The sequence below is a fragment of the Paractinoplanes ferrugineus genome, from assembly GCF_016862195.1.
GTDB classification, from domain to species: domain Bacteria; phylum Actinomycetota; class Actinomycetes; order Mycobacteriales; family Micromonosporaceae; genus Actinoplanes; species Actinoplanes ferrugineus.
Genome location: NZ_BOMM01000083.1, coordinates 1 through 24,569, shown reverse-complemented (window position 1 = coordinate 24,569; position 24,569 = coordinate 1). Strand labels below are relative to the sequence as shown.

Below are 24,569 nucleotides of genomic sequence, written 5' to 3'. Positions count from 1 at the left end.
CTTGAACGCGTTCAACTTAACACGGCTCGATCCCTGCCGATAGACGAGGCGATGCCTACCGACTACGACGAGCTGATCGAGCAGGCCGTGCACCTTTGCGAGGTACACCGGGAGGCGGAGGCCACGGCACTGCTCTCCCGGGTGCTCGCCGGCGACCCGAACCACACTCGCGCCTGGCTGGTCCTGGCCCGCGCCCGGCTGCTGGCCGGCGATCCGGCCGAGGCGCTGTCCGCCGCCGCCACGGCCGGCCGGCTGCGGCCCGACGAGCCCGCGGCCCACGCCTTGGCCGGCCACGCGCTCAGCGGGCTGGGCCGGCACATCGAAGCCGCCGAGGCGGTGCGGCGCTCGGTCGCTCTCGATCCCGGCGAGGCCGAGTGGCATCGGAGTCTCGCCGAGGTGCTGATCGCCGGCCGGCCCACCGGGCGGGAGAAGCGGTCGGCCCTGGACTCCGCCCGGACGGCCGTCGCCCTCGCGCCGCGCCGGGCCTCGACCCACGTCACGCACGGTTCCGTGCTGCTGGCCGCGGGAAAGATCGGTCCGGCGCGGGCGGCCCTGCGGCACGCCCTCGCGCTCGACCCGCAGGACGCCGCCGCCCACCACGAGCTCGCCCGGACCGGCCTGCACGGCCGCAACCACTTCGCGGGCGGGCGGCTGGCGGAGGCGGCCGACGGGTTCGCGCGGACGCTGCGCCTCGATCCGCACGAGCAGCTCGCCCGGGTGCACCTCGACCGGACGTTGGAGCTGTTCGTGCTTCGCACCGCGGTGCTGCAGCTGATGCTGGGTTACTACGTCGGCCGGCTCAACCATCAGGGCTTCACCGGCTTGGCCCGGCCGCTCGCGGTGGCCGGCGTCCTCGGCCCGGCGTTGTACGCGTTCACGTTCCTGCGCAAGTTGTCGCCCGGCGTACGCGCCTATCTGCGGGAAATGCTGGCCGCGCCGCGGCTGAGGCTCGTCCTCACGCTGCTGGTGGTGGGTGCCGCGGCGATGGCCACGGCGCGGCTGACCGGGCTGGGGCTGGCCGCCTCGGCGCTGGCCGCGGTGATCGTGAAGTTCGCGGCCGACCCGCCGTCGCGCACGGCCGGGGCGTTCGCCGCCGCCGGGGCCGGACTGGCCACGATCCTGGTCGTCGCGGTGTGGCTGGGCGGCCTGGACCCGGCGGGTGCGGTCCTTCTCGGCGTGCCGCTCGTCCCGGCCGGTTACGTCCTCTGGAAAGTGGTGCGGTGGCGGCAACGGGTCGCGGCCCGGCGGACAGGGGCCGGGCCGCGACATCGCCGGGTCCGGATCTAGACGGCCACGGGGGTGGCGTTCGTCGAGGCGACCTCCGAGCGGCTTGCCTTCACCAGCAGCAGGGCCACCACGGCGGCGAAGCCGATCACGCCGGCGCTCACCCAGAAGGCGACCGTGTAGCCGTGCACCACCGCGACCCCCTGCAACGCCTGGGCCTGCGACGGGTCGGTCAGCCGGTCGGCGAGGTAGCCGGCCACGGCCGAGGTGAAGATGGTGTTCAGCAGGGCGGTGCCGAGCGAGCCGCCGATCTGCTGGGTGGTGTTGATCAGAGCGCTGGCCACGCCGGCGTCGTGGTCGGCCACGCCGACCAGGGCGGTGTTGGACATCGGGCCGAACGTCACGCCCATGCCGAAGCTGATGATCAGCTCGGCCGGCAGGACGTGGGTCAGGAAGCCGGTGTCCGTGCCGATCCGGGTCAGCAGCACCATGCCGACGGCGGAGAGCAGCATGCCGGCGAACATCAGGATGCGCGGACCGACCCGGGTGAGCATCTGGGCCGAGAAGCCGGCGCCGAGGATGATGCCGAGCGTGAAGGGCAGGAACGCGACGCCGGTCTTGAGCGCGGAGTAGCCCAGGGTCAGCTGCAGGTAGTAGGTCAGGAACAGGAAGATGCCGAACATGCCGGCACCGACCAGCAGCGCGGACAGGTACGAACCGCCCCGGTTGCGGTCGAGGATGACGCGCATCGGCAGCAGCGGGTGCGACGAGCGGAGCTCGATCACGACGAAGCCGACGAGCAGCACCCCGGCCGCGACCAGGTAGGCGATCGTGGTGGCGGAGTCCCAGCCGTCGGTGCTGGCCTTGGTGAAGCCGTAGACCAGGGCGACCAGGCCGAGGGTCGAGGTCAGCGCGCCGGGCAGGTCGTAACGGGTGTTGCCCTCGGCCTTGCTCTCCCCGACGAAGCGGGCGGCGGCCAGGGCGGCCACGATGGCGATCGGGGTGCTGACGAGCAGGGTCCAGCGCCACGACGCGTACTCGGTCAGGACACCACCGAGCAGCAGGCCGATCGCACCGCCGCCACCGGCGATGGCGCCGTAGACGCCGAAGGCGCGGGCCCGCTCCTTGGCCTCCGTGAAGGTGACCGTGAGCAGCGACAACGCGGCCGGCGCCATGAGCGCGCCGAAGGCTCCCTGCAGGGCGCGGGCGGAGAACAGCATGAAGGCGTTCTGCGCGAGGCCGCCCAGGGCCGAGGCGACCGCGAAGCCGAGCAGGCCGATGATGAACGCTCGCTTGCGGCCGGTGAAGTCGGCGATCCGGCCGCCGAGAAGCAGAAGTCCACCGAAGGCCAGGGTGTACGCCGTGATCATCCACTGCCGGTCGGCGTCGCTGATGTCGAGCGCGACCTGGGCGGTGGGCATGGCGATGTTGACGATCGTGGCGTCGAGCACGATCAGGAGTTGCGACACGGCGATGACCGCGAGCGCCAACCACCTATTCGGTGTTTTTGCTGATATGTCGGGCGCAGAATGGTCGACAGTCGTCACGGACATGGAGATTTCCCCCTTATAAGGGCACGCGGAGATAGCCGCCGGAGTCGAACGAATCAGCGGCGGTGCAGGAGCGGGAGGACGATGTCGTCGACGACGTGCGACACGTACGCGTCGTCGAGCGGCCGCCCGAGGGCGAAGCAGTGCATGAACAGCAGGGCGGGCACGATCTCGTCGATCAGGCCCGGGTTGTAGCCGGGGGTCAGCTCCCCGCGACGCACGGCCCGCTCACAGATGGCTTCCGCGAACGGCACCTTGGATTCCTGCATCGACCGCAGTTCCGCGGCCAATGCCGGATCGGTGTGCAACGCCATGAACAATCCGGCCAGGATCGGTCCTTCCTCGCCGGAGATGAAACAGCCGATCTCACCGAACCAAGCCGTCAGGTCGCCGCGCAGGCTCCCGGTGTCGGCCGGCGGGGGCGACTCGGACTTGCAGCACCGCACCGCGTCGGCGACCAGTTCCGCCTTGGTCGGCCAGTGCCTGTAGAGCGTGGCCTTGCTGGCCTGGGCTCGCGCCGCGACGGCGTCGACCCGCAGACCCTGGTAGCCCGCCTCGCCGAGCAACTCGTAGGTGGCGCGCAGGATCGCCTGCTCACGCTCCTCGTCGAGCGACCGGGTGCGAGCGGCTGTGGTCTCAGCCATCACGAACCCCCCATCTGAACGGCCGGAACCATTCCGACGATCAAGCGAAACGAAACTGTTTCGTACACTAGCGCTCCGGCCTCCTGATAGCGATCTCCCACGCCGATTGTGACCCAGCCGACGGCGAAGGCGCCCACCGGCGGGCGGGCGCCTTACGCGCGGGCAACGAGCGGGGAAACTAGGCGGACGGAGGCGACTCCCGGCGGATCTTGGCGGAGCCGCGCCCGACCGAGTAGCCCTGGACCCACCGGACGCCCGAGGTACGCGACGTCCGGTCGGCCAGGTGGTACCAGTCCATCCGGCAACGGCTCGGCGTCACCTCGAGAACGCCGTAGCCGTGGCCGTCGCCCTCGAACCACTTCACGTGCGGGTTCGTCACCTTGATCAGGGACGCCGCGAGCCGGCTGAGCGGCCCACCCGGGGCGGTGCCGAGGAAATCGTTGATGTTGTCACTGGTCACCGAGGGCACCACGAACTCCGCCGCGGCCGGGTCGAGCAGTCCGGTGGCCGACGTGGTGAGCTCGTTCGCCCAGGACGTGTGGATGTCGCCGGTGATGAACAGGACGTCCTTGGTCCGGTGCGACAGGAGCGCGTCCACCAGGCGTACCCGATCGGCGTTGTAGCCGTCCCACTGGTCGCCGTTGAGTACCAGGCCGTTCTCCGGTACGCCGATCAGCTTGCCGAGCGGCCCCAGCAGCCAGGCCGGGATCGCCCCGACGTCGAGCCGCGAGATCATCACCGGGTTGCCGACGATCTTCCAGGCGGCCGTCGAGTTGACCAGGCCGTCGACCAGCCAGTTCAGCTGCGCGGCGCCGGTGATGGTGCGGTCCGGGTCGTCGACGTCGTCGCCGTCGGCCTGCTCCGAGCGGTAGCTGCGCAGGTCGAGCATGGAGAGCTCGAACAGCTTGCCGTACCGCAGCCGGCGGTAGATGTGGCCGTCGGCGGCGAGGCGCACCGGCATCCATTCCGCGTACGCCTGCCGGGAGGCCGCCACCCGCGCCGCGAAGGACCCCTCGGTAGCCGGGTCGTGGTTCTCCGCTCCCCCGCTCCACATGTCGTTGGCCACCTCGTGGTCGTCCCACGTGATCACCCACGGCACGGCGGCGTGCAGGGCTTGCAGGTCGGGGTCGGTCTTGTACTGCGCGTGCCGGGTGCGGTAGTCGGCAAGCGAGAGCGTCTCGTTCGCCGGCTCGGCCTTGCGGACCACGGTGCCGGCCGCAGTGAAGTCCCCGGACGCGTACTCGTAGTAGTAGTCGCCGAGGTGCACCACCACGTCGAGGTCGGCGCGCTCGGCCAGGTGCCGGTAGGCCGCGAAGTAGCCGCCCTCCCAGTTGGCGCAGCTCACCACGCCGGCACGCAGCCGGGTGAGGTCGGCGTCCTCGGCCGGTGCGGTCCTCGTGCGGCCGGTCGGCGACCACGCACCGGCCAGGCCGAAGCGGTACCAGTAGGTGGTCGCGGGGGCGAGCCCGGTCACGTCGACCTTGACGGTGTGGTCGCGCTCGGGGCCGGTGGCGAAGACGCCGGACCTGACGACGGTGGCGAACGACGCGTCGGTGGCGACCTGCCAGTCGACGCCGACGGCCGGCCCGGCGCCGGAGGCCGGGGTGCACGCGGGGGTGGGGGTGACCCGGGTCCAGAGCAGGATGCCGCCGGGCAGTGGGTCACCGGAGGCGAGGCCGTGCTGGAAGACGTCGGTGGCGGCGGCGGCGAGCCCGGGACGTACGGCGGCGGCGACCACGCCCGCGCCGGCGGCCACACCGGCGAGGCGGAGTACCGTACGACGGCTCGTAGTGACAGTCATGCCGTTCTATATAGCTTGACTGGTCGCTGACCAGGGCGCCCGGCGGAGATGTTCGCCAGATCGTCAGGAACTCCTCATGTTCGCCACCCCTGCTACCGATTTGGCAACCATGTCCGCAGTTTCCCGGCCGCCTCGGATCGGCGTCACGACCGCGCTCGCGATCGCGCTGACCGTCTTCGAGGCCGCCTGGACGCTGATCGGCCTCGGCCACGTGTGGACGCAGCCGTGGATCGGGTGGATTCCGACGGTCGGCCTGCCGGCCCTGGCCGCGTACGGCTGCCGTCAGGTCTTTCTTCGCGCCGATCTCGGCGAGGCCACCCGGCGGTTCTGGCGCTCCCTGAGTCACGCCTGCGCGATCCTGACGGTTGCCGAGTTCAGCTACGGCTATGACGCGCTGCACGGCCCGGTGCCGACCCAGGACGTCAGCGCCCGCACCATCGCGCTGCTGGGGCTCGTGGTGTTCGTGCTGATCTGGGCGCTGATGCGGCTGCCCACCTGGCAGCGCAGCCGGGGCGACTGGCTGCGGTTCGCCCTTGACGCCGGCGTGCTGCTGATCACCTGCGGTGGCCTGCTCTGGACCTACTGGCTGCACACCGGCGCGCAGTGGACCGCCGAGAACAGCGCGACGATCTCGGTCTGCGCGCTCGCCATGATCGCGCTGATCACCATGGTCAAGGTGATCTTCGGGGGCTTCGCCGAGCTCGACCGGCGGGCGCTGCACATCCTGTCGGTGGGGATCGCGCTGTCCGGTGGCAGCGGCGCGCTCGCCCCGGCGTTCGAGGGCCGCCCCTACCTCTCGTCCGCCGCCGTCGCGGTGCCGCTGGCCACGGTCGCCGTGGTGCTCGCGGCCGCCCGGCAGGGCCGCGCGCCGCTCGGGCTGCCCGCCGACCGCCCGCATCGGCACCGGGTCAGCCTGCTGCCCTATCTGGCGGTGGCGGCGATGAGCACGACGCTCGTGGTCACCGAGTGGGACGACAGCCCGCAGAACGCGACGATCGCGATCTGCGTCGCCGCGATCACCGCGCTCGTGGTGACGCGGCAGGTCAGCGCCTCACGCGACAACACCCGGCTGCTGGCCACGGTCGACGCCAACCTCAGCCGGTTGCGCGACTACCAGGCCGAGCTGGACCATCAGATCAACCACGACGCGCTCACCGGCGTCGCCAACCGGGCCCGGTTCGCCGAGCTGGTCTCGGCCCGGCTCGCCGCGGCGGAACCGTTCCACGTGGCGATGCTCGACCTCGACGACTTCAAGGTGATCAACGACCGGCTCGGCCACGGCACCGGCGACGCGCTGCTGCGCACGATCAGCCGGCGGTTGCAGGACGCGCTCGGCCCGCACGACACCGTGGCCCGGCAGGGCGGGGACGAGTTCACCCTGCTGCTCACCGGCCGCGCCGACGAGGCCGTGTCCCAGCTGCTGCGCGAGGTGCTCGAGCAGGTGCAGAAGCCGGTCGAGATGGCCGGCCGGGCCCTGGAGCCGCAGGTCAGCATCGGCATCACGGCGGCACACGAGGGTGACACGCCGGAGGAGCTGATCCGCCGCGCCGACGTGGCGATGTACTCGGCCAAGACCTCCGGCGGCGGTCGCCGCACCTGGTTCGACCCGATCATGGACCAGCTCGCCGACGCCGACGCCAAGCTCGCCGCCGACCTGCGCACGGCTCTCGTCCGCGACGAGCTGTTCCTGCACTACCAGCCGATCGTGGAGCTGCCGCACGGCCGGCTGGCCGGGGTGGAGGCGCTGGTCCGCTGGCGGCACCCCGAGCACGGCCTGGTCTCCCCCGGGGTGTTCATCCCGCTGGCCGAGCGCAACGGCTACATCGTCGAACTGGGCCGGTGGATCCTGCACGAGGCGGTGCGGCAGACCGCGGAGTGGGAGCGCGAGTACGGCGCGAACGCGCCGGAGAAGGTGAGCGTCAACATCTCCGCCCGCCAGCTGCGCGAGCCCGGCTTCGTCGACGAGGTCGCGGCGCTGCTGCGCAGCTCCGGGATCGATCCCCACCGGCTGGTCGCGGAGGTCACCGAGACCGCGGTGCTGGGCACGGGCGAAGCGCTTGATGCCGTACGGGCATTGCACGCGCTCGGCCTGCGAATCGCCCTGGACGACTTCGGCACCGGCCAGTCCTCGCTGAGTCTGCTGGTGGACTGCCCGGTGAAGGTGCTGAAGGTCGACAAGTCGTTCGTCGACGGGGTGACCGGCTCGACCGCCCAGGCGGTGATCGTCGACGGGTTGATCGGCATCACCGAGGGCCTGCGGATCGAGGCGGTCGCGGAGGGCGTCGAGACCGCCGACCAGGCGTACCGGTTGCACAAGATGGGCTACCGGCTCGCCCAAGGTTTCCATTTCGCGCGTCCGATGCCCGCCTCCGACATCGAACTTCTCCTCTCCATCTCAACGAGCGGGAAAGTCGACAATCTCCACTGAGATAGTGGACAAGGTGGGGGATCCTCGACGAGACTCGCCGCATGGATCTGACCCTGGCGCTCGCCGGCCTCGGCGTGGGCATCATCGTCGGCCTGACCGGCATGGGCGGGGGCGCCCTGATGACGCCCATCCTGGTGCTCGTCTTCGGCATCCCGCCGGTCGCGGCGGTCTCCAGCGACCTCGCGGCGAGCGCCGTGATGAAACCGTTCGGCGGCGCCGTGCACGCCCGCCGCGGCACCGTCAACTGGCAGATGGTCGGCTGGCTCTGCGTCGGCAGCGTGCCCAGCGCGTTCCTCGGCGTCCTGCTGCTGCGGCTGCTCGGTGACGACGCGAGCGTCCAGCACGCGATCCGCATCTCGCTCGGCGCGGCCCTGCTGCTGGCCGCGGCGGGCATGTTGCTCAAGGCGTGGACCGCCAGGCGTTCCGGCGCCTCGTCCGAGCCGGCGGTCAAGATCAAGGTCAAGCCGCTGCCGACCCTGCTGGTCGGCGCGCTCGGCGGGCTGATCGTCGGGCTCACCTCGGTCGGGTCCGGCTCCCTGATCATCGTGGCCCTGCTCGCGATGTACCCGAAACTGCGCGCCAACGACCTGGTCGGCACCGACCTGGTGCAGGCCATCCCGCTGGTCACCTCGGCCGCGCTGGGCCACGCGTTCTTCGGCGACCTCAAGCTCGACCTGGCGGCGGCGGTGCTGCTCGGTTCGGTCCCCGGCGTACTCATCGGGTCGCGCATCTCCTCCCGCGCCCCCGGCGGCCTGGTCCGCGCCGCGCTGGTGATCGTGCTGCTGGCCAGCGCCCTGAAGCTCTTCGACGTGCCGACCACCGCGGTCGGCGTCATCGTCGGCGGCGCCGTCCTGGTCGCCGCCGGCCTCGGCCTGGCCGCCCGCCGCCGGGCTCCGGAGCCACTCCCGGCGCAGGAACGCACTCCCGTCCCGCAGACCTAATGCCCCGAACCGGTCCCGCCGATCAATCAGGGGGGAGCAACCGGACGACGGGCGGGCGATGGACGTACGGCGCAAACTGCTCGGTGCCTTCCTGGTGGCCGCGGCGATGGTGGCCGGGGCCGGCGTGGTCGTGCTGAGCGCCGACACCGCGTCGGTGCGGCACGCCGCCCGCAGTGAGGCCGACCAACTGGCCCGCGGCATCGCCCAGGACGTCGCCTACGGTCTGCCGACCACCCGGACCGGGCAGGACCCCACTCCGCTGTTCTACGACCCCGAGGCCTTGCGTCTCTACCTGACCCGCATGCATGACCTGCAGCACCGCGACATCGTCGTGGTCGACCGGTTCGAGCGGATCCTCGCCGACGTGGTGCCCGAGGAGGTCGGCACGGTCTACACGCAGGACGAGGGCCACGAGGTCGAGGCCACGATCGAGGACAGCCGGCCCCGCGTCTTCCTGGAGCACACCGACGACGGCGCGGGCGCCATGATGCAGGTCGTGGTGCCGGTGACCGGCCCGGCCGGGGTGGTCAAGGGCGCGGTGATCCTCGAGTACACCCAGCTCTACGAGCAGATGCGCGCGGCCACCGAGGTCACCCGGCGGATCATCATCGTCGCCGGCCTGGTCTGCATCCTGCTGGTGATGGTGCTCGGCCTGTTCATCTCCCGCTCGATCACCCGGCGGATCAACTCGCTGACCCGGGCGGTCGAGGTCATCCGGGACGGCGACTACACCAGCCGGGTCGGGCTGCGCGGCGGCGACGAGATCAGCCGGCTCGGGCGGGCCTTCGACGACATGGCCGGGCGCCTCGAGCACTCGATGCGGGAGATCCTCGCCAAGGAGTACACCGACAGCATCCTGGCCAACGCCGGCGAAGGCATCTGCGGGGTCGGTGCGAACAACCGGATCATCTTCGCCAACGAGGCGGCCGGGCGGATCACCGGGTTCGGGGTGTCCGGCCTGCTCGGCCTGAACGCCCAGGAGTTCCTGCCGGACAGCGACGACGCCGAACGCGAGGTCACCTTCGAACGGCCGGACGGCACGTCGGTGCGGGTGGCCTACACGATCAGCCCGATCGGCAAGGACGGCGGTGCGGTCGTGGTGCTGCGGGACGTCACCCGCCAGCGTGACCTCGAGTACGACCTGCGCCATCAGGCCCTGCACGACGGACTCACCGGCCTGCCCAACCGCAAGCTGTTCCTCGACCGGCTCGACCACGCGATGACCCGCGCCCGCGCCTCCGGCGAGTCCGCCACCGTGCTCTACCTCGACCTCGACGGCTTCAAGAAGGTCAACGACAGCCTCGGCCACAACGCCGGCGACGTCCTGCTGCGCACCACCGCCGAGCGACTGACCGGGGCCCTGCGCGCGCCCGACACGGTGGCCCGGCTCGGCGGCGACGAATTCGCGGTGCTGCTGGAGGGCGCCGACCAGGAAACCGCCGAACGGTACGCGCAGGCGTGCCTCGACGCGCTCAACCAGCCGTTCGTCGTGCGCGGGCGCAAGGCGGTGGTGTCGGTGAGCGTCGGCATCGTGCCCGGCATCACCGGCTACACCGACGCCGAGGAGGTGCTGCGCAACGCGGACGTCGCGATGTACGCCGCGAAGGCCCGCGGCAAGGGCTGCTTCCAGATCTTCGAGAACCGGATGCACGAGCTGCTGCTCGACAAGCTGGACGCGGAGGGCCGGCTGCGCGACGCCGTGCACCGCGGCGAGCTGCGCCTGCACCTGCAACCGGTGGTGGCGCTGCCGGGCCGCGCCGTGGGCGGGGTCGAGGCGCTCGTGCGCTGGCAGGACCCGGAACGCGGACTGCAGCAGCCGGGCGCGTTCATCCCGCTCGCCGAGGAGACCGGGCTGATCGCCGAGATCGACCGGTGGGTGCTGTTCGAGGCGTGCATGACGGTGCGGCGCTGGCAGGAGCTCGACCCGGCGGCGGCACCGGCCTGGGTCAGCGTCAACCTTTCGGCCGTCGAGCTGGAGGTACCCGACCTGACCGACCGGGTCGCCTACGCCCTGTCCACCACCGGCCTGTCGCCGCAGTGCCTGGTGCTGGAGCTGACCGAGACGGTGCTGATGCGCGACGTCGCGGTCACCTCGGCCCGGCTCGAGGAGCTGCGCGAACTCGGTGTGAAGATCGCCATCGACGACTTCGGGACCGGCTACTCGTCACTCGGTTACCTGCGGGACATCCCGGTGGACGTGCTGAAGGTGGACCGCTCGTTCATCACCGACATCGTCGGCAACCCCCGCCAGCAGGAACTGGTGAGCGCGGTCATCCAGCTCGGGCACACGCTCGGTCTCAAGGTCGTCGTCGAGGGCATCGAGACCGAGGACCAGTTGACCCTGCTGACCGCGATCGGCTGCCGTTACGCGCAGGGCTACTACCTGGGACGGCCGGAGCCGGTCGCCGCGCTCATCGAGCGCACGACAACCGGCTCCGAAACCTGACCGATCAACTGCCGACGAACACCGCGACCGTCCGGGCGGGAACGGTGAACGTGCCGGTCGACCTGGCGAACGACGCCGTACGCACGACCGGGTCGGCCGAGGCCCGCTGGACCGGGTGCAGGCTGATCCGCTGCCCGGCCAGCGCGGCCACGGTCTGGGTGGTGGCCGCCGAGGTGCCGTTGAAGACGACCGTCACCGATCGATGGTTCCGGTCGATGCCCCGTCCGTCCAGAGTCATGGTGATGACCCCCGGGGTCTCGGCCGAACCGCTGAGCGGGAACGACAGTCGCTTCTGCACCTCGGCGGCGCTCGGGAGGCCGAAGACCGGCGAGGAGCGGCGGATCCGCTGCAGCTCCTGGAAGGTCCGGTCGGCCTGGTTGATCGCCGCGCAGCCGGGAACCAGCTTCGGGTCGGCGAGCAGTGGCTTCGCGTACGGCCACTTGTCCTGGTTGTCGGCGGCGGGCGGCAGGCCCCGGCCGAAGCCGTTGCCCTGCCCGCAGTCCCAGATGATCTGGTTGAACCAGTCACCGGAGTTGAACGAATTGCGGTCGAGCGACTTCGAGCGCAGCCGCTCGCTGCCGTCGGCCACGAAGCCGACGCCCTGGCCGAGCGCCGTGGTCGCGAGGGCCAGGGTCTGCATCCGCGCCCGGTCGGCCGCCGACGTGGCCGGCGGCAGTTTGTAGGCGAGCGCGTCGTAGAGGATCTCGTTGTCGTGCGCGTCCACGTAGGTGATCGCGTCCGACGGCTGGGCGGTGTAGCCGGCCGGCGAGCCGTTGTAGTCGACCTGCGACCCGGTCACCGCCTTCCCGGTCGAGTCGACGAACCGGTAGGACGCCAGGTTGCCGCTCAGGCCGACCTTGATCAGATCCTGGTCGTGCCGCAGGCGGGCCTTCTGCTCGGCCGCGGTGCCGTTGACGGCGGCCCCGTTCGGGTCGTTGTAGAGGCCCGACGCGAAACCCTGCGCGCGCGGGTCGGTGTCGAACGGCCCACCGCCGCGGACCGCGTCGCGGAGCCGGTCGTTGAAGGTGCCGATGCCGGTTCCCGCCATGTTGGCCTGGGTGGCCTGCACGAAACGGGCGTTGCCGGCGACCTCCCCGAAGTCCCAGCCCTCCCCGTACACATAGATGTTCTTGCCGTCGACGCCGTCCCGGGCGAGCGTGAGCCGGTCGAGGGCGGCGCGCACCGCCAGGATGTTGGCCTTCGGGTGGTGGCCCATCAGGTCGAACCGGAAACCGTCCACCTTGTACGCCTTGGCCCAAGTCACCACCGAGTCGACGACGAGCTTGCCCATCATCGCGTTCTCCGGCGCGGTGTTGGCGCAGCAGGTGGAGTTGGCGACCGTCCCGTCGGCGAGAAGCCGCTGGTAGTAGCCGGGCACGAGCTGGTCGAGCACGGAGGCGGGATCGGTGCCGGCGGCCGAGGTGTGGTTGTAGACGACGTCCATGACCACCCGGAGCCCGGCCTTGTTGATGCCCTGGACCATCCGGCGGAACTCGGCCGTCCGGTTGTCCGGGTCGACCGCGTAGCCACCCTCCGGCGTGGTGTAGTGCAGCGGGTCGTAACCCCAGTTGTAGCCGTCCGTCGCCGCCACCGCCGCCACGCACTTCTGCTGTTCCGCCGAGTCGGGCGGCAGCTCGGCCAGGTCACAGGCGGGCTGCCGCTGATCCGCGCGGCGTTCCGGGATGGTGGCGAAATCGAACACCGGCAGCAGGTGCAGGTGGGTGGTGCCGGCGTCGGCGAGCGCCGCGAGGTGCTTCATGCCGGCCGTGGAAGGGTCGGTGAAGGCCTCGTAGGTCCCCCGCTCGGCGGCCGGCACCGTCGGGTCCGCGATCGAGAAGTCACGCACCGACAACTCGCTGATCTGAATCTTGGCCGGGCTGGTGGCGGCCGGTTTGCGCAGCGCGGACCAGCCGGCCGGGGCGAGCGCCGGATCAGTCAGGTCGGTGATCCGGCTCAGCTTCGAGTCGGTCGAGAGAGCCGTGGAGTACGGGTCGGTGACCGCCGCCGTGACGATCTTGCCGACGGCCGGCTGCCACGCGGTGACCCGGTAGGTGTAGTACTTGCCCTGCCAACTCGCCGGCCCGCGGACGCTCCACACCCCGGTGCGGTCGTCGCGGGTCATCGCCACCGTCCTCGGTGCCGCCGTGGTGGTGTCGTAGAGCTGCAGGTCGACCGTCCGGGCGGTGGGCGCCCACACCGACAGGGCGGTGCCGACCGGGCCGAGCCGGGCGCTCGTCGCGGCGGCGTAGACGTCGTCGAGCACCCCGGCGGTCTGCACGCCGGTCGCGGACAGCAGTTTGCCGGTGGCGTCGCGCTCGACGACGACCACCTGCCCGCGGAGGATGTCCCGGACGTTCCCGGCAGTCAGCTGGAAGGCGTCCTGCTGCCAAAGGTGCGGGAATCTCGTCCGCTGGGCCTCGGTGAGGCCGTCCCGCCGGGCGGTCAGCGGAACCGTCGTGGGCGAGCCGGTCAGCTTGCCGTCGGCCACGCCGATCCCACCCGCGGCGGAATAGGCCAGCTCATAGCGCTTGCCGTCGGTGCTGTCGCTCGGCTTCCACGCGATGGTGGACCGGTCGATCCAGACCGCGTTCGCCTTGCCCAGGTCGACGACGCCGCCCGCGCCGGCCTTCTTCACCGCCGGCACCAGGCGGTCGCTCACCCCGCTGAGCAGCCACACCTCCCGGCCCGCGGCGGCGAAGTCGAGCCGCTGGTCGACGGGCAGATCCTTGGTGTCGCCGGAATGCAGGATGTAGTTCAGACCGGTCGCCCCCGCCGCGAGCGGCACCTTGAAGGTGACGCCGAAGGAGTCGGTCGAGACCGGCGGCAGTGGCGTGCTCCAGTCCGTGCCGGTGGCGGCGCCGTCCCAGACGTGCAGCCCCCAGCCGGCGTAGTCACCGTCGGCCCGCCGGTAGTGGATGATCGCCGTGTTCTGGTCCTGGGCCGGGTAGTCATGACCGGTCGCGATCCCGGTGTCGCCCTGCTTCAGCCAGATCTCGCCGCTCCGGCTCGGGTCGAACGAGCGGTCGCCCTCGGTGTCCTTCACGCCGTCCTTGCCGACCACGATGAAGTTCACCGTCTTCGCGCCCGGCTTGAGCTTCACGTAGGCGAACTTGCCGTACGCGTCCGCACCCACGAACGGCTGCCCGGCCGGCCAGGTCGTCGCCATCGAGTCGTCGACGTCGCCCCAGACGTACAGGCCGTAGTTGTCGTAGTCGCCGGCCGGCCGCTGGTAGTGCACGACCGCGTAGCCGGGGCTCGTCGAGACGACCGGGGTGCCGACCACGATCGAGCTGGTGGTGGCGGCGAGGCGCCCCTTGCTGTCGCGCACCACCGCCTTGTACCGCACGGTCGTGCCGCCGGCCAGGCCGGCCAGGTCGTGGTAGATCGTGTACGGCGCCTTGGGGGCGGTGCCGACGAGGCGCCACGGGCCGTCGCCGACCTGGGCCGCCAGCGTCACGGTGGCCAGCGGGTCACCGGTGACCTGGGCGGTCACCTCGGCCCGGGTGGGCACGAGCGCGTTCGCGGCCGGCGCGGTGATGGTGACGGCCGGCGCGGCCGACGGGATCGCGACCGGGGTGTCGGCCCGCAGGACCACAGTGGACAGCGCCGGGACCGTGACGGTCAGCTTGCCGTCGGCGGTCGCCTTGCCGGTCCGGTCGCCACCGTAGACGCCCCGGAACGTCGCGCCGGGCGACGCGGTGCCGAACGTGACGGTCTGCGCGGTGGTCGCGTTGTTGGCGGCCACGACGTACTCGTTGCGCCTGGTCCGATCGATCCGGGAGACGGCGAGGACGCTCCCGGCCGAGTAGCGGGTGAACTGCTCGCCGCCGCTCAGCGCCGGGTTGGCCTTGCGCAGGGCGGCCAGCGAGGCGATGGTGCGGTAGATCGGGTGCTTGGTGTCGTAGTTGTCGACGGCGTGCGTGCGGTCGGTGCCGATCAGGTCGTCGTCGAGATAGTCGGCCGACTTCGACGCGAACATGTCCTGGCGGGCGTCCTTGTCCCCGCCGGGGCCGGTGAAGCCCTGCTCGTCGCCGGAGTAGACGACCGGCTGGCCCCGGGTCAGGAACATCAGCTCGTGGGCGAGCTCGTCGCGGCGCAGATAGGAGGTGGGGTCGGAACCGCCGGACTCGATGAACGAACCGATCCGGCCCATGTCGTGATTGCCCAGGAAGGTGGGCAGCCGGTCGGCGTCGGTGTCGCGCGCGGTGTAGAGCGGGTCCTTGGCGTACACGTCGGCGAGTGCCTGCGCCGAGCCGTTGCCGGTCACGAAGCCCTGCGCCGCGGCCTGGAAGGAGAAGTCGAGGGTGGCCGGCAGGCCGCCCTGACGTACGTAGGTCGACTCGATCTCCGGTTCGGCGCTGTAGACCTCGCCGAACATGAAGAAGTCCCGGCCCGCGGCTTTCTTGAGGCCGCTCGCGAACTGCGGCCAGAAGTCGAGGTCGGTGTGCTTGACGGTGTCGAGGCGGTAGCCGTCGATGCCGGTCGAGGTGATCCAGTCGGCGTAGATCTTCGTCATGCCCCGGACCACTTCGGGACGCTCGGTCCACAGGTCGTCGAGGCCGTAGAAGTCGCCGTACTCGCTGTTCTCCCCGGCGAAGGTGGAGTTGCCGCGGTTGTGGTACATCGTCGGGTCGTTCAGCCAGCCCGGCACCTTGACCTTCTTGTCGGCCGCGGTCGGGAACACCGGCGTGTAGGGGAACGAGGTGGCGGCGGAAACCGGCGGGAAGCCGTTGCGCCCGTCCGAGTAGTTGCGGTCCTCGAACGCGCGGCCCTGCGAATCCTTGTAGGGCGCGGTGGCCTTGTCGATGTAGTCGTACTTGTTCTGGGCGTACTGGATCACGTCCGCCGTGTGGTTGACGATGATGTCCAGGTAGATCTTCAGGCCGCGCTGGTGGGCGAGCCGGACCAGCCGCTTGAGGTCGGCGTTGCTGCCGAAGTGCGGGTCGACCTGGGTGAAGTCGGTGATCCAGTAACCGTGGTAGCCGGCCGAGAGATCGGTGCCGCTGCCCTGCACGGGACGGTTCTTGAAGACCGGGGCGAGCCAGATCGCGGTCGTGCCGAGGCCCTGGATGTAGTCCAGCTTGTCGATCACGCCCTGCAGGTCGCCACCGTGGTAGAAGCCCTTGTCGGTGGGGTCGTAACCGGTCTTCAGCCGGTCACCGGACAGTCCGCCCCGGTCGTTCGCCCGGTTGCCGTTGGCGAACCGGTCGGGCAGGACGAAGTAGTACTGCTCGTTGGTGCCGAGCTTGTCAGCGCCCCAGTCGGCGATGGCCGCGTCGCTCGGCGGCGGGCCCGCGGAAGCCTGGGCGGGCACCGCGGCGAAGAACGGGAGCGACAGACTCAGTAAGGCAGCGAGCAGGCGTTTTTTGACCACACTGTCCCCTTGTTAGGCGTGTTCGCGGTCCACGCCGGACCGGGCCGCGGACATCGATGGTGGTGGTGCCATCCGATTCGGTTTACAACGGTTTCGCGCCGCCGTAAAGGTTCGCCCCTCGGCCGCCGGGTGCGTCACCAACCGGAAGTCGGTGCTGTCGGGCACGTCGTACGCGGTCAGGCCCAGGCCGGTCAGCCAGCGCAGGCCCAGGTTGGTGCGGAGCAGGAAGCGGTACGGCGTGACCGGGTCGGACACCGGCATCTCGGCCCGCCACCACACGTCGCCGGACCGCTCGGTGCGATCCACCACGGCCGAGGTGAAGACCGGCTCGCCGGCGCTGAGCCGGCGCAGATGGATGCGGGCGGCCCGGACCCCGGCCGGCACCCGGACGAAGACGTGCACCGTCTCGCCGAGTGCCGGGGCCGGGTTCGAGACGTACAGCTCGGAGCCGTCGCGGTGGGCGATCATCCCTTCACGGCTCCGGCGGTCAGGCCCTCGACGATGTAGCGCTGCAACGCCTGGAAGACGGCGACCGTCGGGATCGCGGTCAGCAGCGTCCCGGCGCAGAAGATGCCGAAGTTGGCGTTGCGCTGCTCGGCCGCGACCAGGCCCCACAAACCGACCGACAGCGTCTTGCTGCCCGAGTCGGTGAGGAAGATGTTGGCGAAGACGAACTCGTTGACGGTGGTGATGAACGCGAGCAGCCCGGTCACCGCGAGCACCGGGGCGACCAGCGGCAACAGGATGCGGAAGAAGATCTCCACGTGCGACGCGCCGTCCACCGTGGCCGACTCGTCGAGCTCCCGCGGCACGGTGTCGAAGAAGCCCTTCATCAGCCAGGTGCCGACGCCCAGCGAACCGCCCAGGTACAGCAGGATGATGCCCCACCAGGTGTTGAAGCCGATCGCCGGCCAGTAGTCGGTGATCGTCGCGAACATCAGGAAGATCGCCACCACGGCGAGGAACTGCGGGAACATCTGGATCAGGAGCACCGACAGCAGGCCCACCCGCCGGCCGCGGAATCGGCGGCGGCTGAAGGCGTACGCGGCGAGCCCGCTCACGAACACCGACACCGCCGACGCGACCCCGGCGATGACCACCGAGTTGAGGAACCACTTCGGGAAGTCGGTCTCGGTGAGCAGCTTGTCGAAGTTGCCGAGCGAGAAGCCGCTCGGCAGCAGCTGACTGGAGGAGAGCGTGCCGAGCGGGTTGAACGCCGCCGACAGCACGAACAGGATCGGGCCGAGCGAGAAGACGACGGCCAGCAGACCGACGGCGTGCCGCCAGCCCACGTTCTTGAGCCATTTGGTGCCGGCGGTCATGCGTACACCTCTTCCTGTTGCCTGGTCCGGCGGAACGCGATGGCGGAGACCGTTCCGACGATCAGGAAGATGAAGATCGAGATGGCCGCCGCGTAGCCGTACTGCGCACCGGAACCACCGAACGCCAGCCGGTAGGTGTAGGTGATCAGCAGGTCGGTGGCGCCGTTCATCGGGTTGTCGGCCGGGAACGGGCCGCCGTCGGTGGTCAGGTAGATCGCGTTGAAGTTGTTGAAGTTGAACGCGAACGACGAGATCAGCAGCGGGGTCAGCGCGACCATCAGCAGCGGCAGCACGATCCGGCGGAAGCTCTGCCAGGCGCCGGCGCCGTCGATCCGGGACGCCTCGCTGAGCTCGGCCGGGATGGCCTGCAGGGCACCGGTGGTCACCAGGAACATGTACGGATAGCCCAGCCACAGCTGCACGAGCAGCACCGCGAGCCGGGCCGTGCCGGCTTGGCCGAGCCAGTCGACGTGCGTACCGAACAGGTTGTTGATCAGGCCGAAGTCGGTGTTGAACATGTCCCGCCAGACGAGCAGCATCGCGAACGCCGGCATCGCGTACGGCAGGACCAGCACGAGCCGGTAGACGTTACGGCCCCGCACCTGCTTGGCGTGCAACGCGACGGCGACCAGCATGCCGAGCACGAAGGTGCCGCCGGTCGACCCGATCGCGAACGCGAAGTTCCAGATCAGGGTGGCGAGGAACGGCTCGGAGACGGACCGGTCGGTGAGCACCCGGGTGAAGTTGCCGAACCCGACACCGACCTTCCAGCCCTGGGCGAGCCGGTCACCGTCGGCGGCGACGAACGCGCCCTGCTTCTCGTCGGCGGTCCACGTCTTGCCGGTGGTGGTGTCCTCGACGCAGTCGCAGCCCTTGTCGTACGCGCGGCCGGCCTTGCCCTCGTAGGCGCGGGACAGGCCGGCGGACCGGATCGCGCCGCCCTCGACCGGGACCGCGAGCGCGGTGACCTCCTTGCTGCGCAGGCCGGCCTGTCCGGCGGTGAGCACCGTGTAGCCCTTGGCCGCGGTCACCTTCCCGGAGCTGGAGACCGTGACGTCGGACAGCTTCGTCAGTCCCTCGGCGTCGCCCACCGAGACCTGACCGGTGGCCGGGTCGGTGATCAGGAAGACCAGCGGGCCGGTCGCCGGATCACCGGTCGTGGCCACGCTCAACGCGTACTGGATGGAGCCCGGCACCTGGGTGACGGACGCACTCTGGATGGCCACGACGGCCTCGTCCTTGGATCCCCGGTGACCGTCGCCGTAGTTGGTGAACGCGGTGGCGGCGGTGTAGAAGACCGGGAAGATCTGGAAGACGATGAGCAGCAGGGTGCCCGGCGCGAGATATTTCGCCGGGATCCGGCGCCCGCTCAGGTAGATCCACAGCAGGGCGGCGGTGGCCGCGGCCTCGATCGCCAGGCCGGCCCACGCCCTGTTGGCCACCAGCGGGAACGCCGCCCAGACCGCGATCGCCACGACCACTCCGAGCAGGACGATCTTGACTAGTCGGCTTCTCAGGCCCGTCGGCGGCTCGTCCTTGCCGGGGGCGGGGAGGGCCCGGGTGGCGGGCCCTCCGAGCATCGTCGCCATCTACTTGATCGAGCCCGAGATGGTCTTGCCGGCGGCCTCGATGGTCTTGGCCGGGTCGGCCCCACCGATGATCGCGGCCTCGGCCTTGCCGAACGGGTCCCAGATCGCGGCCATCTCCGGGATCGCCGGCAGCGGGATCGCGTTCTTACCGGCCTCCTGCCACTTGGCCAGATCCGGGTCGTTGCCCTTGACCTGGTCGAAGGCGGCGGTCAGCGCCGGCGGCCGGGGCTCCGCCTGGTACAGCGCGACGGCCAGGTCGGGGGTGGTCACGTAGTTGGTGACGAACTCCTGGGCGAGCGCCTTGTTCTTGCCCTTGGCCGCGACGTAGAAGGTCTGCACACCGAGGAACGGGGTGGCCTGTTTGCCACCGGCGAACGGCGGGATCGCGGTGATGTCGTACTTGATGCCGGCCTTCTTCACGTCGGCGACGGCCCACGGGCCGGAGACGAGGTAGGCGCACTTCTTGCCGGTGAACGTGGCGATCGAGTTGTCCGAGGTGATCGAACGCTTCAGGGCACCCGAGCCCTTCTCCCCCAGCGTCGCGATCTTCTTGAACGCCGCCTGCGAGGCCGCGTTGCCGACGCCCAGATCCTTGGCGTCGTAGTCACCGTTCGCGCCGGTGCCGAAGAGGTAGCCGCCGGCCGACGCGTACAGCGGGTAGAGGTGGTAGGCGTCGCCGGTCTGCCCGACCTGCAGACAGAGGATCTCACTCGCCTTCTTCTCGGTCTTGAGCTTCTGACCGGCGGCGACCAGGTCCTCGATCGTCTTCGGGACCTCCGGGGCGAGGTCGGTGTTGCGGATCAGGGCGAGGTTCTCGGTCGCGTACGGGACGCCGTAGGTCTGGCCGTTGAAGGTGACGGCCGTCAGGGCGTTCGCGGCGATGCCGGACTTCTGGTCGGCGGAGAGCTGCACCGGGTCGATGGCGCCGTTCTGCACCAGGTTGCCGATCCAGTCGTGCGCGCCGACCATCACGTCGGGGCCGCTGCCCTGCTGGGACGCGGTGACGAAGGTGGTCTGCTGGTCCTTCGAGATGGCCTGGATCTTGACGGTCACGCCGTTCTCGGTGCCGAACTTGTCGGCGAACGGCTTGAGCGCGGCGGCCCGCTTGTCGTCGGCCCAGATGGTGAGCTGGCCGGTGGCGCCGGCCTTGGCGGACGGGCTGTCGGTGGTCGGGCTGTCGTCGCTGCCGCAACCGGCGGCCAGCAGGGGAATGGCCAGGACGGCGACCAGACCCGCGGCACGGAGGCGCATATGGATCTCCTGTCGATCTTCGTTCAAGAAAGAACTTGCATTCGCCGACATTCATGAGTCACGTTGTGTCGGCCATGTTGCGGGGACGTTAGCAAGCACTTGCAGATAATGGAAGAGCTTGCAGAGGCGGCGACCTTGCTACGGTGTGCGCCATGCGTGCACGGATGGCCGACATCGCCCGACAGGCCCAGGTCAGTGAGGCGACGGTGTCGCGGGTCATCAATGACCGGCCCGGCGTCTCCACTGAAACCCGGATGGCAGTTCTTACCGCGCTCGACGTCCTGGGCTACGAAAGACCGGAACGCTTACGCAAGCGTTCCGCCGGTCTCGTCGGCCTGGTGGTGCCCGAGCTGGAGAACCCGATCTTCCCGGCCTTCGCCCAGGTCATCGAGTCGACGCTGGCCCAGCAGGGCTACACGCCGGTGCTCTGTACCCAGTCGCCGGGCGGGGTCACCGAGGACGAGTACGTCGAGATGCTGCTCGATCGCCAGGTCAGCGGGATCGTCTTCGTCTCGAGCCTGTCCGCGGACACCGCCGCCGACCACGAGCGCTACCGCCGGCTGATCGCCCGTCCACTGCCGATCGTGCTGGTCAACGGCTACGCGGTGGGCCTTGAGGCGCCTTTCGTCTCGTGCGACGACCGGCTCGCCGGCGACCTCGCGGTCAGCCATCTGGTGGCGCTCGGACACCGCCGGATCGGCCTGATCTCCGGCCCCGACCGGTTCGTCAACACCCAGCGCAAGCTGGCCGGTTACCGCACCGCCATGAAGCGTGAGCTGGACATCGACGACCCCGACGTCGCCCTCACCCTGTTCGGTGTGGAGGGTGGCGAGGTGGCGGCGGATCGCCTGCTCGCGCTGGGCGCGACCGGCATCATCTGCGGTTCCGACCTGATGGCGCTGGGCGCGATCCGGGCCGTCCGGCGGCGCGGCCTGTCGGTGCCCCGGGACGTCTCGGTGATCGGCTTCGACGACTCGCCGCTGATCGCCTTCACCGACCCGCCGCTGACCACGTTGCGGCAGCCGGTGGCGTCGATGGCGGTGGCCGCCTGCCGCTCGCTGGTGGACGAGATCAACGGGCACGGAGCACCGCATTCCGAGTATCTTTTCCGCCCCGAACTGGTCGTCCGGGAGTCGACCGCACCACGGATCACCGCGCAAGTTCTTTCATGAATTGCACGAACGCCCAGGGTCTTCGTTACCGACCTGTCATCCCTCGGTTGATCATCGGGCACACTGATGACCATGGGTCTGTTCACGGTGGCGGAGGCTCGGCAGGAACTCGCACGGCTCATGCCCGTGCTCGACGAGATCGTGGCAGTGCGGGCCGACATGGTGGAACTCTCCGCCGCGTTGACCGCGGGCGGGCGCCCCACTCCTCTGGGCGGACTGCCGGAACGCAAGGCGGCCGAGGCCCGGCTCAACGAGCTGATGACCGAGGTGCAGCAGACCGGCGCCGAGCTCAAGGGCGTCGCCCCGCTGCTGATCGACTTCCCGGCCGACATCGACGACGTGCCGGTCCTGCTCTGCTGGCTGGAAGGCGAGACCGCGCTGGACTGGTACCACCGGGCCGATCTGGGCTTCGCCGGGCGGCGCCGGCTCCTCCCCGAGCACGAGTAGCCGGGTCGACCCTAGATTAGGGGTCGATGCACCGGCACCGATCGAACCTCGGCACGCTGCTTCACCACGTCCACGTGGCGGGGCCGTTGTCCCGCGCCGCGCTCGCCGACCGGATGGGCGTCAACCGCAGCACCATCCTCGCGCTGACCACCGAACTGGCCGCCGCCGGGCTGGTGTGCGAGCAGCCACCGACCGGCACGTCCGGTGCGGGCCGGCCGTCGCTGGTGGTGCGGCCCGCGCCGGGCGTGTTCGTGCTGGCCTTCGACGTGGCGGTGGACCGGCTGACCGCGGCCCGGGTCGGTCTCGGCGGTCCGGTCCTCAGCCGGCTCACCGCACCGCGGCCCCGCGCCGGTGTCGACCTCGACACGGTCGTCGCCCGGCTCGCCGCCATGGGCCGGGAGTTGCTCGACGCCGCCCCCGCCGGGGCCACCTGCGTCGGCGTCGGCGCCGCCTACTGCGGCATGATCCGGCCCGGCGACGGCATGGTCCGCTACGGCCCCGATCTGGGCTGGGTCGACCAGGCGTTCGGCCGCGAGCTGGCCCGAGCGCTCGGCGCCGGCCTGCCGGTCGCCGTCGGCAACGAGGCCCACCTGGGCGCGATCGCCGAATTCGAACGGGGCGCCGGGGTCGGCTGCCCCGATCTGATCTACCTGCACGGCGACGTCGGCGTGGGCGGCGGCATCCTGGTCGGCGGCAAGCTGCTCGGCGGCGAGAGCGGCTATGGCTGCGAGGTCGGGCACATGCTGGTCAACCCGGTCGGCGGCCGGCCCTGCCTGTGTGGCTCGCACGGTTGCCTGGAGGCCGAGACCGGCGAGTACGCCCTGCTGGCCGCGGCCGGCCGGCCACCGGGCCCGATCGGCCGCGAGGCGATCCGCGCGGTGGTCGACGACCCGTCGGCGGCCGGCGCGGTGGCCGAGATCGGCGACTGGCTGGGTGTCGGGGTGGCCAGCCTGATCAACCTGTTCAACCCCGGCGTCGTGATCTTCGGCGGCATGCTCCGGGACCTCTATCCGGCCGCCGCGCCCCAGGTGGCCGCGCGGATCGCCGAGCACGCCATGCCGGTGTCCCGCGAGCGCGCGGTCCTGCGCCTGTCCGCCCTGGCCGACGACGCCACCCTGCTCGGGGCCGCCGAGCTCGCTTTCGGTCCCCTCCTGGCCGACCCGTTGCACCGCTGACCAGCGACTATCCGCGATGTGTACGATCGTACGCATGACTCTCCAGGCCGACCGGCGGGCGCGGTTCGCGGTTGCCGCCCTGTTCTTCACCAACGGGGCGCTGTTCGCCAACCTCATCCCGCGTTATCCGCAGATCAAGGCGGATCTCGGGCTCGGCAACGCGGCCTACGGGCTGTCGGTCGCCGCGTTCCCCACCGGGGCGATCGTCGCCGGGCTGGCCGCCGGGCTGCTGATCCGCCGGTTCGGCTCGGCGACCGTGGCCGTCGCCGGCACGGCGCTCACCGCGGGCGGGGTGCTGCTCGCCGGCCTGGCCCCGGCCGCGGCCGTCTTCGCCGCGGCACTGTTCCTGGCCGGGGCCATGGACGCGATCACCGACGTGGCCCAGAACGCGCACGCGCTGCGGGTGCAGCGCCGCTACCGCCGGTCGATCATCAACTCGTTCCACGCCATCTGGTCGATCGGCGCGGTCACCGGAGGGCTGATGGCGGCCGCCGCGATCGCCCTGCACCTGCCGATCGGTGCGCACCTGGCGGTCTCGGGCGGACTGCTCGTGGCGGTGGCGCTGGTCGCCCGCCGGTTCTGCCTGACCGGACCCGACGTCGACGAGACCCCCGCGCCCGACTCGCCGGCCGGCCGGTTCACGTGGCCCGGCCGGCGCGTCGGGCTGGTCATCGGGGCGCTGGTGCTGATCGCCATCGGCGGCACGATCGTGGAGGACGCCGGTAATTCGTGGGCCGCGCTCTACCTCTCCGGCTCGCTGCACGCCGCCGCGGCGGTGGCGGCCTGGGGCTACATCGCCCTGGTCGGCGCCCAGTTCGTCGGCCGGCTGATCGGTGACCGGCTCGTCGACCGGTTCGGGCAGCGCACGGTCGCCCGCGCCGGCGGCCTGATCGTGGCCGCCGGGATGGGGTCGGCGCTTGCCGTGCCGTCGGTGGCCGGCACGATCCTCGGCTTCGCCGCCGCCGGCTTCGGCGTGGCGACCCTGGTGCCGGCCGCCATGCACGAGGCCGACGAGCTGCCCGTCCTCAAGCCCGGCACCGGCCTGACCATCGTGTCGTGGCTGATGCGGCTGGGCTTCCTGTTCTCCCCGCCGGTCGTCGGTGCCGTCGCCGACGCCACCAGCCTGCGGACCGGCCTGCTCGTGGTCCCGATCGCCGGGGTGCTCGTGATCGTCCTGGCCGGCGTCCTGCGGGTGAAGGGTGCGT

Annotated in this window: 16 protein-coding genes; 8 read left to right on the top strand and 8 right to left on the bottom strand. The window is 70.8% G+C overall.

The features are described 5' to 3' along the window. Positions 1-51 precede the first annotated feature (51 nt). Positions 52-1,287: a tetratricopeptide repeat protein gene (locus Afe05nite_RS40785; RefSeq protein WP_203822712.1), complete on the top strand. Its 1,236-nt coding sequence runs from the start codon at positions 52-54 to the stop codon at positions 1,285-1,287. Here the strand turns inward: Afe05nite_RS40785 and Afe05nite_RS40780 are convergent. From Afe05nite_RS40780 to Afe05nite_RS40770, 3 genes are all read right to left on the bottom strand, one after another. After that, entirely contained in the window at positions 1,284-2,777 is a 1,494-nt protein-coding gene (locus tag Afe05nite_RS40780) for an MFS transporter (protein WP_203822711.1), read from the bottom strand. The genes Afe05nite_RS40785 and Afe05nite_RS40780 overlap by 4 nt on opposite strands. 53 nt (positions 2,778-2,830) lie before the next feature. Further along, positions 2,831-3,418: a TetR/AcrR family transcriptional regulator gene (locus Afe05nite_RS40775; protein WP_203822710.1), complete on the bottom strand. Its 588-nt coding sequence runs from the start codon at positions 3,416-3,418 to the stop codon at positions 2,831-2,833. A gap of 178 nt (positions 3,419-3,596) precedes the next feature. Further along, positions 3,597-5,219: an alkaline phosphatase D family protein gene (locus Afe05nite_RS40770; protein ID WP_203822709.1), complete on the bottom strand. Its 1,623-nt coding sequence runs from the start codon at positions 5,217-5,219 to the stop codon at positions 3,597-3,599. A 109-nt stretch (positions 5,220-5,328) separates the two neighbouring features. Between Afe05nite_RS40770 and Afe05nite_RS40765 the strand changes: the two genes are divergently transcribed. From Afe05nite_RS40765 to Afe05nite_RS40755, 3 genes are read left to right on the top strand one after another with little or no spacing between them, the layout of a single operon-like run. Further along, complete coding sequence (locus tag Afe05nite_RS40765) at positions 5,329-7,647, top strand: putative bifunctional diguanylate cyclase/phosphodiesterase (protein ID WP_203822708.1); 2,319 nt, start codon at positions 5,329-5,331, stop codon at positions 7,645-7,647. Positions 7,648-7,688: 41 nt separating this feature from the next. Continuing rightward, a complete protein-coding gene (locus tag Afe05nite_RS40760) occupies positions 7,689-8,588 on the top strand; it encodes a sulfite exporter TauE/SafE family protein (RefSeq protein ID WP_203822707.1) in 900 nt (299 codons plus the stop codon). A gap of 58 nt (positions 8,589-8,646) precedes the next feature. Next, positions 8,647-11,034: a putative bifunctional diguanylate cyclase/phosphodiesterase gene (locus Afe05nite_RS40755; RefSeq protein WP_203822706.1), complete on the top strand. Its 2,388-nt coding sequence runs from the start codon at positions 8,647-8,649 to the stop codon at positions 11,032-11,034. A 4-nt stretch (positions 11,035-11,038) separates the two neighbouring features. Here Afe05nite_RS40755 and pulA read toward each other — a convergent pair whose 3' ends face one another. From pulA to Afe05nite_RS40730, 5 genes are read right to left on the bottom strand one after another with little or no spacing between them, the layout of a single operon-like run. Beyond that, positions 11,039-16,408 (bottom strand): pullulanase-type alpha-1,6-glucosidase, encoded by a 5,370-nt coding sequence (pulA, locus tag Afe05nite_RS40750; protein ID WP_203822705.1) that lies wholly within the window; start codon positions 16,406-16,408, stop codon positions 11,039-11,041. Between the two features lie 12 nt (positions 16,409-16,420). After that, entirely contained in the window at positions 16,421-16,876 is a 456-nt protein-coding gene (locus Afe05nite_RS40745; RefSeq protein WP_203822704.1) for an early set domain-containing protein, read from the bottom strand. Next, positions 16,873-17,730, bottom strand: a complete 858-nt coding sequence (locus tag Afe05nite_RS40740) for a sugar ABC transporter permease (protein ID WP_203822703.1) — start codon at positions 17,728-17,730, stop codon at positions 16,873-16,875. The genes Afe05nite_RS40745 and Afe05nite_RS40740 overlap by 4 nt, the downstream gene beginning before the upstream one ends. Further along, positions 17,727-19,310, bottom strand: coding sequence for an ABC transporter permease subunit (locus Afe05nite_RS40735; RefSeq protein ID WP_438869741.1), 1,584 nt, complete (start codon positions 19,308-19,310; stop codon positions 17,727-17,729). Before Afe05nite_RS40735 ends, Afe05nite_RS40740 begins: the two co-directional genes overlap by 4 nt. 9 nt (positions 19,311-19,319) lie before the next feature. Beyond that, positions 19,320-20,570 carry a sugar ABC transporter substrate-binding protein gene (locus Afe05nite_RS40730; RefSeq protein WP_203822701.1) on the bottom strand — a complete coding sequence of 417 codons (1,251 nt, stop codon included), beginning with the start codon at positions 20,568-20,570 and terminating at the stop codon, positions 19,320-19,322. Positions 20,571-20,722: 152 nt separating this feature from the next. Between Afe05nite_RS40730 and Afe05nite_RS40725 the strand changes: the two genes are divergently transcribed. From Afe05nite_RS40725 to Afe05nite_RS40710, 4 genes are all read left to right on the top strand, one after another. Then, the gene (locus Afe05nite_RS40725; protein ID WP_203822700.1) at positions 20,723-21,742 is read left to right on the top strand and encodes a LacI family DNA-binding transcriptional regulator; all 1,020 of its coding nucleotides are present in this window, start codon (positions 20,723-20,725) and stop codon (positions 21,740-21,742) included. A 72-nt stretch (positions 21,743-21,814) separates the two neighbouring features. After that, positions 21,815-22,189 (top strand): DUF2203 domain-containing protein, encoded by a 375-nt coding sequence (locus tag Afe05nite_RS40720; RefSeq protein ID WP_203822699.1) that lies wholly within the window; start codon positions 21,815-21,817, stop codon positions 22,187-22,189. 26 nt (positions 22,190-22,215) lie between these two features. Beyond that, complete coding sequence (locus tag Afe05nite_RS40715; RefSeq protein ID WP_203822698.1) at positions 22,216-23,364, top strand: ROK family transcriptional regulator; 1,149 nt, start codon at positions 22,216-22,218, stop codon at positions 23,362-23,364. A gap of 34 nt (positions 23,365-23,398) precedes the next feature. After that, positions 23,399-24,569: MFS transporter (locus Afe05nite_RS40710; protein ID WP_239118580.1), on the top strand; the 1,171-nt coding region annotated here is incomplete at its 3' end.

What these genes read in the sequence shown, in the direction of transcription:
- Afe05nite_RS40735 (WP_438869741.1), bottom strand. Translation starts at nt 19,310, where the DNA reads ATGCTCGGAGGGCCCGCCACCCGGGCCCTCCCCGCCCCCGGCAAGGAC.
- Afe05nite_RS40730 (WP_203822701.1), bottom strand. Translation starts at nt 20,570, where the DNA reads ATGCGCCTCCGTGCCGCGGGTCTGGTCGCCGTCCTGGCCATTCCCCTG.
- Afe05nite_RS40755 (WP_203822706.1), top strand. Translation starts at nt 8,647, where the DNA reads ATGGACGTACGGCGCAAACTGCTCGGTGCCTTCCTGGTGGCCGCGGCG.
- Afe05nite_RS40760 (WP_203822707.1), top strand. Translation starts at nt 7,689, where the DNA reads ATGGATCTGACCCTGGCGCTCGCCGGCCTCGGCGTGGGCATCATCGTC.
- Afe05nite_RS40770 (WP_203822709.1), bottom strand. Translation starts at nt 5,219, where the DNA reads ATGACTGTCACTACGAGCCGTCGTACGGTACTCCGCCTCGCCGGTGTG.
- Afe05nite_RS40720 (WP_203822699.1), top strand. Translation starts at nt 21,815, where the DNA reads ATGGGTCTGTTCACGGTGGCGGAGGCTCGGCAGGAACTCGCACGGCTC.
- Afe05nite_RS40740 (WP_203822703.1), bottom strand. Translation starts at nt 17,730, where the DNA reads ATGACCGCCGGCACCAAATGGCTCAAGAACGTGGGCTGGCGGCACGCC.
- Afe05nite_RS40745 (WP_203822704.1), bottom strand. Translation starts at nt 16,876, where the DNA reads ATGATCGCCCACCGCGACGGCTCCGAGCTGTACGTCTCGAACCCGGCC.
- Afe05nite_RS40715 (WP_203822698.1), top strand. Translation starts at nt 22,216, where the DNA reads ATGCACCGGCACCGATCGAACCTCGGCACGCTGCTTCACCACGTCCAC.
- Afe05nite_RS40780 (WP_203822711.1), bottom strand. Translation starts at nt 2,777, where the DNA reads ATGTCCGTGACGACTGTCGACCATTCTGCGCCCGACATATCAGCAAAA.
- Afe05nite_RS40785 (WP_203822712.1), top strand. Translation starts at nt 52, where the DNA reads ATGCCTACCGACTACGACGAGCTGATCGAGCAGGCCGTGCACCTTTGC.
- Afe05nite_RS40765 (WP_203822708.1), top strand. Translation starts at nt 5,329, where the DNA reads ATGTCCGCAGTTTCCCGGCCGCCTCGGATCGGCGTCACGACCGCGCTC.
- Afe05nite_RS40725 (WP_203822700.1), top strand. Translation starts at nt 20,723, where the DNA reads ATGCGTGCACGGATGGCCGACATCGCCCGACAGGCCCAGGTCAGTGAG.
- Afe05nite_RS40775 (WP_203822710.1), bottom strand. Translation starts at nt 3,418, where the DNA reads ATGGCTGAGACCACAGCCGCTCGCACCCGGTCGCTCGACGAGGAGCGT.